Origin of the sequence: Paracandidimonas soli (assembly GCF_004342005.1) — a bacterium.
Taxonomy (GTDB): Bacteria; Pseudomonadota; Gammaproteobacteria; order Burkholderiales; family Burkholderiaceae_B; genus Paracandidimonas; species Paracandidimonas soli.
The window spans coordinates 394,006-407,054 of the sequence record NZ_SMBX01000001.1; the positions used below are offsets into that span (position 1 = coordinate 394,006).

Genomic DNA, 13,049 nt, shown 5'->3' on the forward strand with positions numbered 1-13,049 from the left:
GTGCGCCGCTCCGCCAGTCCCCGGCGGAAAAGGATCGGCGGGCTTTACCCGCGCCGCTAATGGCGGCCCAGATAAAGCTGGGCCATGCGGGAGTCGGAGAGCAGTCCTTCGCTGGTGCCCGAAAGCACTACCGACCCCTGGTCCAGGATATAGCCGCGATGGCTGATGCTCAGAGCCTGGCGGGCGCGCTGTTCGACCATCAGGACCGCCACGCCTTGCTCCGGCAGGCGGGCGACCAGCCGGAAGACCTGTTCGACCAGGGATGGCGACAAGGCCGCGGTGGGCTCGTCCAGGATGACCAGCGTGGGATCGGACATCAACGCACGCGCGACGGCAAGCATTTGCCGCTCGCCTCCCGACAGGGTCTGCGCCGGCAGCTTCAGTTTCGCGCCGAGCGGCGGAAACAGCGCGATCATCTCCTGGATTTTGCGGGGCTTGTCTTTGACATTGCGGACGACCTTCAGGTTGTCGAGCACGTTCAGTGAGCCGAATACATTGGAGACCTGGGGCACATAGCCCAAGCCGAGGGCGCTGCGGTTTTCAGGAGAAACCTTGAGCAGGTCCCGGCCGTTAAGGAGAATGGAGCCGCTGACCTTGGGCACCAGGCCGACAATGGACTTGGACAGCGTGGACTTCCCGGCGCCGTTCGTGCCGGCGATAGTCACGATTTCGCCTTGTCGGACTTCGATAGAGATGCCTTTGATGATATCGGCGCCGCCGTATCCCGCGGTCAGCGATGAGACTTGCAGCAGCATCAGACGATACCTCCCATGTAGGCTTCCTGGACGGCTGGGTTGTCCAGGACGGCGCTGGGGTCGCCATGGGCGATCACCCTGCCCTGGTCCATGATGTAGAGATCGTTGCTGAGCGTCCGGAGGGCTTCCAGGTGATGCTCGATGATCATGAATGCGATATTCCGCTCTTTGTTCAGCTGAAGGATTCTCTCCGACAACTGCTCGATCAGAACGGGATTGACCCCGGCGAAAGGCTCGTCGAGAAGGATGCAGGAGGGGGACAGCAACAATGCCCGTCCCAGCTCAAGCAGCTTCTTCTGCCCTCCCGACAGTCCGGCCGCAAGCTTGCCGGCGACATGGGCGAGGTTCAGGAATTCCAGCACTTCTTCCGCCCGCTCGCGGATCTGTCTTTCCTCCCGCCTGATCGCCCTGGGATGGAAATACACCGAATACAGCGATTCTCCCGTTGCGCGAGGGCTGGCGACCAGCAGGTTTTCGAGTACGGTCAGGCTTCCGAACTCTTTGGGTATCTGGAAGGTGCGGCCCAGTCCCTTCATTGCCCTTTTCCTGGGGGGGAGCTGCGTGATGTCTTCCCCGAGGAAATGCACTGTGCCGGCGCCTGGGGCGATCTGGCCGCAGGCGACGGCGAACATGGTGCTTTTCCCGGCGCCGTTCGTGCCCGCCACGCCGACCAGTCCGCCGGGGGGAATATGGATGGAGACATCATCCAGCACGTGGAAACCGCCGAACGACTTATGGATATGGTTCAAGGCTAGCATGGCGTCAGGTCCGTTTTTTGCCCATGATCCCGTCGGGGAAGTAAATGGTGCATAGAATGAGGGCCAATCCGATCAGCCCCAGCCGCACGCTGGCCATTTCGACTTCGGCGACCCCGGGCAGGATGTCCCTGGCGAAACGCGAGCCTTCCAGGAAGGCGATCAGCAACAGCGAGCCGATCATTGCGCCCGACATTCTGCCCACGCCGCCGATGATGACTGCAACCCATACATAGAATGTCACCAGGGGAACGAATTGCTCGGCGGACAGGTAGGACATGAAGTGGGCATAGAACCCTCCGGCAATGCCTGCCAGTGCCGCACCGAGCATGAACACCTGGATCTTCAGCCACGAGGTATTCTTGCCAAGGGACTGGACTGCCGCTTCGTTGTCCCGGATGGCCTGGATGAGCCTGCCGTAGGGGCTGCGGGTCAGGTGGCGGATGGCGTAATAGACGCAGGCGACGCATGCCGATATGGCAATCAGCGTCATCAGTCCCGTGGGGCCGAAAGACATCGAGCTGAACAGTGACGGGATGCCGGGAAGGCCCTGTATGCCGCCGGTCAGCCAGTTTTCTTCCTGTATGACGATCCGGATGGTTTCCGAAAAGCCCAGCGTCACGATGGCCAGGTAGTCGTCCGACAGCCTGGCCGACAGCATGCTCAGGGGGAGGGCCGACAACGCTGCAAGAACCGCGCCCGCCAGCATGCCGATGAAGATGGGGACGCCTTCGATGGAGAGCAGGGCGGATGTGTACGCGCCGATTGCGAAGAAGGCGACATGGCCGAAATTCACCATGCCGATGAAGCCGTACTGGAGATTCAGGCCGATTGCCAGCAGGGCATAGATCAATGCTACCGTGCCGATGGCGATCAAATAGCTTTCCATTGCTTACCTCGTTGAGACGGATACGCCGAACAGACCCCTGGGCCGGAACAGCAGCACAATCAAGAGAACCAGGAAAGACATGGCGATCTTGTAGGAAGGGCCGACAAACGGCACGGAAAGCTCCTGTATGACGCCCAGAAGCACGCCTGCCAGCACTGCGCCGACGGGGTTTCCTACACCTCCGGCAACCATGGCGGCAAATGCGGGGATCAGGAGTTCCCAGCCCAGTTCGGGTACGACGACGGCCTTGGCGCCGTATAGTACGCCGCCGAATGCGCAGAGAACGCCCACGATCACCCACAAAGTGATCCAGACCCTGTTCGCCCTGATGCCGCTGGCCCGCGCCAGGTCGGGGTTGTCGGCGACTGCGCGCATTTCCCGGCCCAGCGGGGTCAGGTACAGGATCCCGAAGACAAGCGCCATGGCCAGCAGTGCAATCGCAGCGACGGCGATGTCCGTGGGAAGAATGCGTATGCCCCAGTAGTTCCAGGCGCGCATCAGCGGGATCTCGATGGTCTGCGGGTCGTGGCCGACGAAGTAGGTCAATACCGAGCGCGTCAGCAGCGCTACGCCGATCGAAGCAACGAGGCTGGTGACGAAGGGCCTGCCCCGCAACAGCCGGAAGACCAGCCATCCCGCCAGAACGGAAACCGCGATGCCGATGGCCAGCGCGCCGAGCATTGCCGCCGAGGCGGAGGCGGCGATCGCTTTCTGGGCGGCAACGGCGCCGTAGGCGGAGACTGTCATATAGTCTCCGGTGGCGGCGTTGGCGAAGCGCGCCACGCCCATGACCAAAGTCAGCGCCAGCGCCGGCAATGCGATCAGCAGGCCTTCCACCAGACCGTTCAGTGAATAATTCAGAAGCGAGATGAATGTCACGTTGGTCCCAGCTGTGATGAGTTGAAGGGTGGCCGGCATGGCGCCGGCCACAGCGTCACTGCAATGCCTTCCTATACCTGGACTCTGCTTTGGCGCTCGATGACGCCGTTCTTGATGATGTTGATGCTGAAGTCGGGGGATGCGTCTCCGCGCTTGTCGAAATTGAGCTTCGACGAGGCGCCCTGGTAGCTGATCTTTCCGGATTTCAACTTTTCCCGGCCTTCTTCGAAGGAGTGGACGACGGTGCCGTCCGCGCCGGCGACTTCCGGGATCTTCGCATTGATTTCCACGGAGCTTGCATTGGGACCGGCAGCCTCCATGGCGAGCGCCAGGACGACGACCATGTCATAGCACATCGAGGCGTACGAATTGGTGGATCCGGGATTTCCCGTCAGTTTCTGGTACAGGGTGTTGAAATCTTCGAGTGCGGGCGAGCCTTCGTTGGAGATCGTGCCGACGGTCAGCACGCCTTCGCAGACATCCTTGCCCAGCGCCTTGATCAGCGCTTCATTTCCTGCCCAGTTGGGCATGATCCAGCGCAGGTCATAGCCGGACTGGTACCACTCGCGCAGGATGATCGTGGTGTCCTGCAGGTACGAGCCCATGACGACCACGTCGGGCTTCGCCTCGATGATTTTCTGGACTTCGCTCCGGTAGCTGGGACGGTTGGGTTCGTAGACGACCGATTGCACGACCTTGCCGCCAGCGGCTTCCCACGCTTCCTTGAAGCCCTGGGTGTTGCTCAGCCCGGATGCATTGTTGAAGGCCATGGTGGCAGGCCGCTCGAACCCGTTGTTCTTGGCTGCCTGGGCGAATGCGCGGCCGTACCGGTCGTTCGTGGCCTCGAACCTCCAGGAAAAACCCTTGGTGTTGCGCTCGGAGATCGAGGGCGCGCCCGATGTGTTCATCAGGATGGCGTCCGCTGCATCGGTCAGCGGCATGACGGCCAGGGTCACGCCCGAAGAAAATGTGCCGAGGATCGCGCCGACCTTGTTGACGTCCAGAAGCTTCTTTGCCGCGAGCACGCCGGCTTCCGGCTTGGTCTGGTCATCCTCCGCAAACACTTCCAGCTTGCGTCCACCCGCGCCGCCGAGAGCATTGATGCGTTCGGCCATCGCGATGATGATTTTCTGCATGCCCACGCCATAGCTCGATCCCGAGCCGGTGATGGAGTTCAGGGCGCCGATGCGGAAGGTGCCGGAGGAAGCCTGGGCGTTGACTATCGATGGGAAAAAAGAGCTTCCCAGTAAAGCGGTTCCCGCAATGCATAAACGACGGCGTTCGGTATTGAATTCACGGTTATTCATCATACTCTCCCTATCTGGATGCTGCTGGCTGGCTTTACTGAGAAGCCGGCCGGATCAGGCTTTCTGGTTCTTGATGTAGTTGATTACTTCATCCGCGGTCGAAATGTCCGCATAGCGGCGGCCGACGTCGCGCAGGTTGTCGCGGTGCGGGCCTTCCTCGATATCGCCGACGCAGTCTTCGGGGACGATCGTCCTGAAGCCCCATTGGAAGCTGTCGATCGTCGAGGCGCGGATGCATCCGCTGGTGTTGCAGCCGGTGATGATGACGGTCTCAACCCCTTCCTTGATGAAGTAGGGAACAACCGACGTCTGGAAGAAGATCGATGGACCCGTCTTGCAGACTACGACATCGTAGCTGCTGTCGTAGATTTTCGGGTCCAGCGCCGAGCTGGGGTGATCCAGGCGGAATTGTTCGCGCACGGCGGTGATTTTCCAGTGAGGCATGTCGCGTTCGGACTTGTAGGCGGTGAAGCACGAAGCGATCGGGATGTTGTGCTCGCGCGCGACCTTCAGCAGGCGCGACGTGTTCTCCAGGCCGCGCATGACGAGCGGGGCTCCGCCAAGCGGATACTGCGTGTCGGTGAATGCAAGCTGGTAGTCAATGACGACGATACCGACTTTGCCTTTCATGCCGATAGGAACTGCGCCATACGACCGGTTCTTGTAGTCATCCATGGGTTTCTCCATTAACGTGGGTAAAATGCTTATATACGTAAGAGTGTAGGTATTCAAAATACCTACCTCAATACGTATCAACCACGTAGGTAGTTCTCCTAGTGTGAGAGGGAGATGGATCTGGATGGGCTATCTTGCGGTTGACGATCGGGCATGCGGCATGCGCATTGCCTCAAAGTGATATGGGAGCATTTATGCCGAAACCGGATTTGAACTATGAATACCTGTTCCAGAATATGCCGGTCGCGCAGATGGTGACGAGACATCGGGTCATCGTCGATTGCAGTGAAGCATTTGCGAGGATGTTCCGGCTTCAGCGGTCCGAACTGTTGCAGCACAATGTTCGTTTCTTGTATCCCACGCAGACCGATTTTGAAATGTCGGGGGAGCGGGTGCAGCGTATTCTTGCCGCGCAAGGGCAGTTCATGGATTCAAGGATGATGCGGCGTGCCAGCGGCGAGCTTTTCTGGGTGGAAGTCGAAGGCTATACCGAGAATCGGACCGATCCATATGCGGAAGCGTTCTGGGTGTTCCACGAGGCGAGAACGCAGGAGTCTGCGGAAGCGCCCAGTCGCGTGCTTGCGACACCCAGTGGTGTGGCAAGGGGGGCGATGACCGCACGGGAACGCGATGTGGCTGCGTTGCTGATACAGAACCTGACAGCCAAGGAAATCGGAAAAGCGCTCGGGATCAGTCATCGGACTGTGGAAATACATCGCAGCCGCCTGTTGAAAAAATTCAATGCGGACAACACACGAGCTTTGATCGGGAATCTGCTGCTCTGAGTGCTCCGGCGAAAGCCGCCGCGAACCAGATTGCCGTGATATTCTGACGCGGATTCCGTCGCGGCTGCATTGTGAGCCAGTTGCGACGGCAGCCTCGGCTTTCCTTGCCCGGCGATGCTTCTTGCATCGCCGCCGGCATTTCCCTTGACCTCAATGGCGGGCAGGCAATGGCCTGAACGTTGCGATACATGCATTCTTCACCTTCTTCACTGACTGGCCGTGACTTCGCCGCTGCGCTTTGCGTTGTGGTGATCTGGGGACTGAACTTCGTTGCCATGAAGCTGGCGTTGCGTGATTTCACGCCGTTCCAGCTGGGGGCGATACGCTACGTCTTTGCTTCGTTGCCGCTGGTGCTGTTCGTGCGGTTTCCGCGCGGCGGCATCAAGTGGCTGGTCGCCTACGGGCTGTGCCAGGGAGTCGGCCAGTTCGGCCTGCTGTTCGTGGCCTTGCAGGTCGGCATGACGGCGGCGCTGGCATCGGTGCTGATGCAGATCCAGGTGTTCTTCACCGCGCTGTTCGGTTATTTTGTGCTGCGCGAAACACTGACGCCGGCATTGCGTGTGGGCCTGGTGTGCGCGGCCGTCGGCCTGGGCTGTTTCGCCATGAATTATGCCGGAGGCGGGGAGCAGGGCGCGATGGTCGCCGGCACGACGGTGCTGGGCTTTGTGCTGAACGTGGGTTCCGCTGCGATGTGGGCCGCGTCCAATATCGTTGCACGGCGGGCCCACCAGAGCATGAAGAAGTTCGATGCGCTGGGCTTTGTCGTCTGGTCCAGCCTGGTGCCGATCCTGCCGTTTACCGTCGCCAGCTTGCTGGTGGATCCCACTGCCTTGCGCTGGCGGTGGCTGGAGGCCGATTGGGGCAGCTGGCTGTCGGTCGCTTACCTGGGCTGGTTCGCGACGATCCTGGCGTATGCCTTGTGGACGTGGCTGCTGCGCCGCCATCCGGCCAACAAGGTCGCGCCATTCAGCCTGGCGGTGCCGCTGATAGGCCTGACGGCGGGCGTCGTGGCGCTTGGGGAAAGCATATCTCCATGGCAGTGGGGCGGCATTGCATTCATCGTGCTGGCCCTGGGCATCGTCATGCTGTGGCCCTTGCTGGCGGCACGCAGGGCGGCCGCGGCCGCCGGATGATGGCAATGCCTGCGGAGATCGCCATCCGGCGGCTTGCCGCCCCGGTGTAGACGGCCGTTTTACCGCCGTCGCGGAGGCTGGCAGCGTGTGCGGGTTTCAGGCTGCTTTCGATGGCCTGCCGCGGGTGGCCAGCCAGCATAGTATCGAGCCGGCGCACACCATGGCGGCGCCTTGCCAGAAAGGCGGCGACAGCGGAGTGCGCAGGATTGCGGCGGCCAACGCGGCGGAGAAGACAGGGATGAAATACGAAGCGCCGGCAAGAATGGTGACGTTGCCGTGCAGGATGCCCACGTTCCATGCGCCGTAGCCGAATCCCATGACGGCGCCGGCCAGGGCCAGGTAAATGACTGCGCTCAGATCGAACCGCATGGCCGGGGCTCCCGTTGCCAAGTACTGGACCCACAGTACGCAGGCTGTCAGCATGAAGAAGAGCGTGATGCCGTTCTTCCCGTCGGAGATCATGGCCGTGATGGTGCAGTACGTCGCCCAGATCAGCGCGCCGACGAACGCCAGTCCATAGCTGAGGGGGGTGTCCTGGATATTGGCCAGCATGCCCGCGAAGTCCAGCCCCTCGTCCCCACCCAGCACCCAGCAGACACCCGTGATTGCGATTGCGAATCCCGGAACGATCAGCAGACTGGATTTCTGGTTGTTGAAGGCAATGGCAAAGACCATGGTCAGCGCCGGCCACAGGTAATTCACCATGCCGACTTCGATGGCCTGGCGGTTGCTGCGGGCGTAGCCGATGGACAGGGAGAGGCATAGCTCGTAGGCCACGAACAGGATGCTGCCCCAGATCAGATAGCGACGAGGAAACTCGTGCAGCTTGGGAAAGCCCGCCGTGAACAGCAGCAGGACGGAAGCCACGGTATAGATCATGGCGGCGCCGCCTACGGCGCCCAGGCTTTCGGTGACGCCCCGGATGAGTCCGACGATGGCGCTCCAGAAGAAGATGGCGAGCAGCCCGACCAGGGTTGCGTTTTTTCTGCTGATCATGATGTCCGGCAGGCCCTGGTTGCAGGGGCTGCAAAGATTGGCGTGTCAGGGATTGGGTGCTTCAGGGAAGGCCGCGCAATTTTAACGCCCTGCGTTTTTTGTAAACGGGGCGGGAGATTTGGTATCGAAATCCGTCGATCCGGTCGGCTTGCCGGGTTGCGGCATACCAACCGGAACCCGATGTTACATCCGTTGATCTTTCCTGCTGCGGCGTCTTGCTAAGGTGAACCTTGTTTCAACCGCACGAGGAGAACTTATGCAACTCACGTACGCTGGACGTTTCGGGATGGCGGCAGTGTCTTTCGCGGCCCTTGCGGCGCTTGCGGCATGCTCGTCGCCCTCCCAGATCAATACGCGCGACGGCCAGTCGGTCTCGACGGCCGACCGCCCGGAAGTCGACAAGGACAAGGATTTCATCACCTACGAGAAGGACGGCCGCGAAGTGCAGGTGAACAAGGCGGACGTTCACTCCATCGAGGAAATCAAGTAGCGGTCGATGTGGCAGGCCCTGCGAGGGCCCCCATGAGGCGCGGCCCTGTTGCGTAGATCAGGGCCGGACGCCGCGTCAGGCGAAGCAGAGCAGGCAAGGCGCCGCATCATCGGATGCGGCGCCTTGTTCTTTTCCGGGAGTCGCGGCTTCAGCCGGTGATGCCGGAGATGTCTATCACGTACATCTGCCGCGCGGTCTTCTCGTGCACCGAGTCAATGCAGATCTTCGTGCCGGCCCGGTTCCAGCGTGGATGCAGATCGCAGCGGTTTTCCTTCTTCAGGCCGGGGTCGGCGTAGAACCTGCCCAGGGGCACGGTGGTTTTCCTGTCCATGTCATACAGGAACAGTACCCGCTCATGCGTTTGCGGATCAGGGTAGGTATCGCTGAGCAGCCAGCGTGGATTGACCGGCGAGAACGTCATGTGGCCGTTTTCGGTCAGGATGCCGTCGCCCACGACCTGGACGTCTCCATCGTCCGCATCGTGGTAGAGATGGTAGTGTATGCTGCCCGCGTGCGGCCCCCAGACGATGATGTATTCATTGTCGCGCCAGAGCGGGTGGGAGATCTGGTATTCGGACTTTTCATAGTCGAACGTCCCGACCGCCGCGGGATCGAAGTTCTCGGCCAGTTGCGGGAGCGGGTGATCCGAGCATTCGAGCAGGCGCATGTTGCCGCCATCGGGGTCCATGGTGATCAGCCGGTGCAGGAAGCAGGTCTCGTCCTCGACCCGCTCGGTCCAGCGATGCAGGAACAGGATGCGGTTCGACGCGGGGTTGATTTCTACGTGGCTGACCCAGTGGATGGCCTTGTCCATCGATGGACGGGGGTGAAAGCTGCTCAGATCCGCGTAGCTGACCAGCAGATGCGACTCGCCAGTGGCCAGGTCCATCCGGCGGATGCCGTCGTCCCCTGGAGCCAGCGGCACCGTGAACGGGCCGCCGTGCTCGCTGTAGCCAATGGTTTCGTGCGTGATGTAGAGGCGGCGATAGTCCAGGCAAAGCGCGTAGCTGCTGTTCGGAGCGACCACATAGATGGGCAGGGGCAGGATGCGCGTCCGCCCGCTTGCAATATCGTGGATCGCCGAGCGCAGCCCGGGGTAGATGCCAGTGCCGTCGCCGCTGCGGCAGTTATAGATGAGCTGCGGGCCGGGGGCGTCGTCCAGCCATTGCAGTTGGCAGCCCATCTGCCAGTTCCATGCCGTGGTGGTGCCGACGGCGTGGTAGCGGTCGCTGTCCTGCGTATCGAAATATCCGACCTCGGAAACGAGTTCCGGCGTCAAGCGCGCGTCCATCATGGACACGCGATTGGCGAGTATGTAGCGGTCGCTGCGGTCCCAGGTGCTTTTGTTGTAGTAGCCGAAAAAATGATGCTGCTTGCCATCGCCGAGGCGATGGCAGGAAGGAAAGGAGACCATGTAGCGTTCTCGTTGATCAGGTGTGGGCGATCAGCCGGCGGTGATGTTGCGGGCCTTGATGACTTCATTCCAGCGGGCGCGCTCCTTCTCGACAAAAGCGTTGGCCTCGCCGGGCGTATTGCCGACCGGCGTCATCCCCAGTTTTTCCAGCCCCTGGCGGAAAGAGGGATCGGCGTAGACGCGGCGCACGTCGGCGTTGATCTTCTCGATCAGCGCATCCGGCACGTTCTTGCCGGCGGCCAGTGTCGTCCATGACGTGACAGTCAGGCCAGGCAGGCCGGCTTCGGCAGCGGTGGGCACATCGGGCAGGGCGGGAGAGCGCTGCGCGCCCGTGGTCGCCAGCGCCTTGAGCTTGCCGGTCTGGATGTAGCCGATGGTGGTGGGCACGTTTTCGAACAGCAACTGGATCTGGCCGCCCAGCAGGTCGTTGATGGCGGCCGAGCTGCCCTTGTAGGGGATGTGCATGAGCGGCGCGTCCGATGCCATTTTGTAGAGCTCGCCCACCATGTGAACGGACGAGCCGATGCCGGCCGAACCGAATGTCACCTCATCGGGCTTGGATTTGGCCAGTTCGGTCAGCTCGCCCAGCGAGTTGGCGGACAGCGATGGGTTGGCCACCACGGCATGCGGCATTTCGGCGACGATGGTGATCAGCTTCAGATCGGTGGCGGGCGAGTAGCTCAGTGTTTTGTAGATGCCGTAGGTGGCGTGCAGGCCGATCGAGCCCAGCAGCAGCGTGTAGCCTCCGGCGTCGGAGTCCGCGACCAGGCGTCCCCCAATATGGCCACCCGCGCCGGGCTTGTTTTCGACGACCACAGGCTGCTTGTAGAGTTTGCCCAGGTGCTCGGCCAGCAGCCGGCCCTGGATGTCGGAGCTGCCGCCCGCGGTAAAGGGCACGACGATGGTGATCGGGCGATCGGGATAATTGGCCTGGGCGTGCGCGGCCATGGGCAGGGCGAATCCCGCGATCGCCAGGCAGGCGCCCGGAAGATGCTTGGTCCAGTTGGTCATCAGGTTCATGGTGTCCCCTCGGTTGTCTTTATGGCGTTGGAAGCGGTCCGGCCGGGCGGCGGCTCCGCAGTAGTAGTGTGCTGGAACATGCGGCAGGCATGTCGCGCCAGTGTAGGGAGCATTATTGATTTGAAAAAATTCTTTTTTATCGGCAAGCTATGCATATTTGATATACATAGGCTTTCTTTCCTCTCATGAGCCGTCCGTTGAATTTCCGACAAATCGAGGCTTTCCGCGCCGTCATGCTTGCGGGCACGACGACAGGCGCGGCCGAGCTGCTGCACACGACCCAGCCATCGATCAGCCGGCTGCTTGCCCAGGTGCAGCAGGCGACGGGACTGAAGCTGTTCGATATGGAAAGAGGGCGCTTGCGGCCGACCCGCGAAGCCAGGGAGCTGTTCGACACCGTGCAGCGGCATTTCACGGGACTCGAAAGCATAGAGAACCGTGTCGCCGCCATGCGGCGTTCCGGCACGGGCATGCTGCGGGTCGCTTGTACCCCGGCGCTGGCGCTGGGCGTGCTGCCCGAAGCGATCGAACGCTTTGCCGCAGAGTTTCCGGGGGTGCACATCAATCTGCAGACCGTGGGCAGCCATTATCTGCGCGACGGCCTGATGCATGGACTATATGATCTGGCGCTGACGACGGCGCCGCTGGCGTCCTTGCAATCCGAGGTTCGCATCCTGCACCGGACGTCCGCCGTGTGCGTCATGAATGCGCGCCACGAGCTGGCCGGACGCAGTGCTATCGATGTCGGTGATCTGGCGGACCGAAGGCTGCTGGTGCTCAATGCGACTGACGACGTCTACCAGCAGTTGAGGGCGGTCATGCTGAGCCATGGCGTCGAGGCCGCATCCGAGACGGAAACCACGTACTCGTTCAATATCTGCGCACTGGCTGCGGCCGGGTCGGGCCTGGGAGTGGTCAATCCCTATATCGCTTCGGTGTTCAGCGACCGGCTGGCCATTCTTCCCTTTACGCCCAGCCTGCCGGTCGAAGTCAGCCTGGCCTGGCCGGCGCAATTCGCGCCTTCGGACATGACCGACAGGTTCGTGCGGATACTGGAGACACAGTTTCGCGGACTGCCGGCGTGAGCCGTGGCGCGGGACTCAGGGTCTTCCCGGCTCATGCAGAGTGAACACAGGATCTGTCTCCGTGTCTTGCAGGCTCCACGGATTGATGACGGTAACGCCTGTTGGTTTGAAGTCGGCCTCATTGCGGGTCACCACGGCCATGCCATGAACGAGAGCCGTTGCTGCAATGAGCGCATCGCGCTCGCCGCGCTTGTCGGGTACATGCAGCCGGGCGCAGCGTTGCGCCACGGCGGTATCGATGGGCAAGGTGCGGGTGGAAAACTCGGGAAGTACGTGCTGTTCCAGCCATGAGCGAAGCATGGCTCCCTGGGCCGCGTCCTTGCGTTCGATCGACAGAACGCCCTGCTCCAGTTCCATGACGGTGATGTCCGATATGAAGAGGTCGGCGGCATCGACGCATTCCGCCCAGGTCGTTACGTTTGCATCGGCCTTGTGCCGCCCCTTGCGCAGCTCGGAAACCACGTTGGTGTCGAGAACGTACATCATGAGAAATCGACCGGCCTGGTGCCGAGGGTGACGCGTGGCGGCTCGAAGTCGATATCGGCGAGCCCGGGCATTGCCAGCACGTCGGCAATATTGCGCCGCTGCCTCGTGAGCCGCTGATAGTCTTCGAAGCTCAAAAGCACATGGGAGGGCTTGCCGCGATCCGTGATGATCACAGGCCCGTTCCTGGCTGCCTTCTTCGCGCGAGTGACGTCCTGGTTCAGTTCCCGGCTGGATAGGGTGGTGATGGCCATGTTCGTGTTCCCATAATCATTTATGTAGGTATGTTACTACAAAACGGAAGTGAAAGCTTATTTATCCCGTAATCACATGTGCAATTCCTCAGCCGACTGAATCCTAATTCCGCCGTGTTATGAGCATTG

15 protein-coding genes are annotated in these 13,049 nt (G+C 61.3%); 4 read left to right on the forward strand and 11 right to left on the reverse strand.

What is annotated here, in order from left to right:
• Window positions 1–56: 56 nt before the first annotated feature.
• The 6 genes from EV686_RS01825 to EV686_RS01850 all read right to left on the reverse strand — a co-directional run bounded on the left by EV686_RS01825 (window position 57) and on the right by EV686_RS01850 (window position 5,260).
• On the reverse strand, window positions 57–755 hold the full coding sequence (locus EV686_RS01825) for an ABC transporter ATP-binding protein (RefSeq protein WP_132472872.1): 699 nt from the start codon (window positions 753–755) through the stop codon (window positions 57–59).
• Entirely contained in the window at window positions 755–1,513 is a 759-nt protein-coding gene (locus EV686_RS01830) for an ABC transporter ATP-binding protein (RefSeq protein ID WP_132472874.1), read from the reverse strand. The genes EV686_RS01825 and EV686_RS01830 overlap by 1 nt, the downstream gene beginning before the upstream one ends.
• Window positions 1,514–1,517: 4 nt before the next feature.
• Window positions 1,518–2,399 (reverse strand): branched-chain amino acid ABC transporter permease, encoded by an 882-nt coding sequence (locus EV686_RS01835; RefSeq protein WP_132472876.1) that lies wholly within the window; start codon window positions 2,397–2,399, stop codon window positions 1,518–1,520.
• A 3-nt stretch (window positions 2,400–2,402) separates the two neighbouring features.
• Entirely contained in the window at window positions 2,403–3,278 is an 876-nt protein-coding gene (locus tag EV686_RS01840; RefSeq protein WP_243650698.1) for a branched-chain amino acid ABC transporter permease, read from the reverse strand.
• A 71-nt stretch (window positions 3,279–3,349) separates the two neighbouring features.
• Window positions 3,350–4,588, reverse strand: coding sequence for an ABC transporter substrate-binding protein (locus EV686_RS01845; RefSeq protein ID WP_243650699.1), 1,239 nt, complete (start codon window positions 4,586–4,588; stop codon window positions 3,350–3,352).
• 51 nt (window positions 4,589–4,639) lie between these two features.
• Window positions 4,640–5,260 carry an isochorismatase family protein gene (locus EV686_RS01850; RefSeq protein WP_132472880.1) on the reverse strand — a complete coding sequence of 207 codons (621 nt, stop codon included), beginning with the start codon at window positions 5,258–5,260 and terminating at the stop codon, window positions 4,640–4,642.
• Between the two features lie 194 nt (window positions 5,261–5,454).
• Here EV686_RS01850 and EV686_RS01855 point away from each other — a divergent pair, with 194 nt between their 5' ends.
• Window positions 5,455–6,045 carry a PAS and helix-turn-helix domain-containing protein gene (locus EV686_RS01855; protein ID WP_165972460.1) on the forward strand — a complete coding sequence of 197 codons (591 nt, stop codon included), beginning with the start codon at window positions 5,455–5,457 and terminating at the stop codon, window positions 6,043–6,045.
• A gap of 188 nt (window positions 6,046–6,233) precedes the next feature.
• On the forward strand, window positions 6,234–7,178 hold the full coding sequence (locus tag EV686_RS01860) for an EamA family transporter (RefSeq protein WP_132472884.1): 945 nt from the start codon (window positions 6,234–6,236) through the stop codon (window positions 7,176–7,178).
• 96 nt (window positions 7,179–7,274) lie between these two features.
• On the opposite strand, the gene yddG is transcribed toward EV686_RS01860, so the two are convergent.
• Window positions 7,275–8,174, reverse strand: a complete 900-nt coding sequence (gene yddG, locus EV686_RS01865) for an aromatic amino acid DMT transporter YddG (RefSeq protein WP_165972461.1) — start codon at window positions 8,172–8,174, stop codon at window positions 7,275–7,277.
• Between the two features lie 256 nt (window positions 8,175–8,430).
• On the opposite strand from yddG, the gene EV686_RS01870 reads away from it, so the two are divergent.
• Window positions 8,431–8,664 (forward strand): YgdI/YgdR family lipoprotein, encoded by a 234-nt coding sequence (locus EV686_RS01870; RefSeq protein WP_377747853.1) that lies wholly within the window; start codon window positions 8,431–8,433, stop codon window positions 8,662–8,664.
• Window positions 8,665–8,812: 148 nt separating this feature from the next.
• On the opposite strand, the gene EV686_RS01875 is transcribed toward EV686_RS01870, so the two are convergent.
• Window positions 8,813–10,078, reverse strand: coding sequence for a hypothetical protein (locus tag EV686_RS01875; RefSeq protein WP_132472886.1), 1,266 nt, complete (start codon window positions 10,076–10,078; stop codon window positions 8,813–8,815).
• A gap of 30 nt (window positions 10,079–10,108) precedes the next feature.
• Entirely contained in the window at window positions 10,109–11,098 is a 990-nt protein-coding gene (locus EV686_RS01880; protein ID WP_377747854.1) for a Bug family tripartite tricarboxylate transporter substrate binding protein, read from the reverse strand.
• 185 nt (window positions 11,099–11,283) lie between these two features.
• Here EV686_RS01880 and EV686_RS01885 point away from each other — a divergent pair, with 185 nt between their 5' ends.
• Window positions 11,284–12,183: a LysR substrate-binding domain-containing protein gene (locus tag EV686_RS01885; RefSeq protein ID WP_132472888.1), complete on the forward strand. Its 900-nt coding sequence runs from the start codon at window positions 11,284–11,286 to the stop codon at window positions 12,181–12,183.
• A 15-nt stretch (window positions 12,184–12,198) separates the two neighbouring features.
• On the opposite strand, the gene EV686_RS01890 is transcribed toward EV686_RS01885, so the two are convergent.
• Both EV686_RS01890 and EV686_RS01895 read right to left on the reverse strand, forming a co-directional pair.
• Entirely contained in the window at window positions 12,199–12,669 is a 471-nt protein-coding gene (locus tag EV686_RS01890) for a type II toxin-antitoxin system VapC family toxin (protein WP_207901664.1), read from the reverse strand.
• Window positions 12,666–12,920, reverse strand: a complete 255-nt coding sequence (locus tag EV686_RS01895) for a type II toxin-antitoxin system Phd/YefM family antitoxin (protein ID WP_132472890.1) — start codon at window positions 12,918–12,920, stop codon at window positions 12,666–12,668. Before EV686_RS01895 ends, EV686_RS01890 begins: the two co-directional genes overlap by 4 nt.
• Window positions 12,921–13,049: the final 129 nt, after the last annotated feature.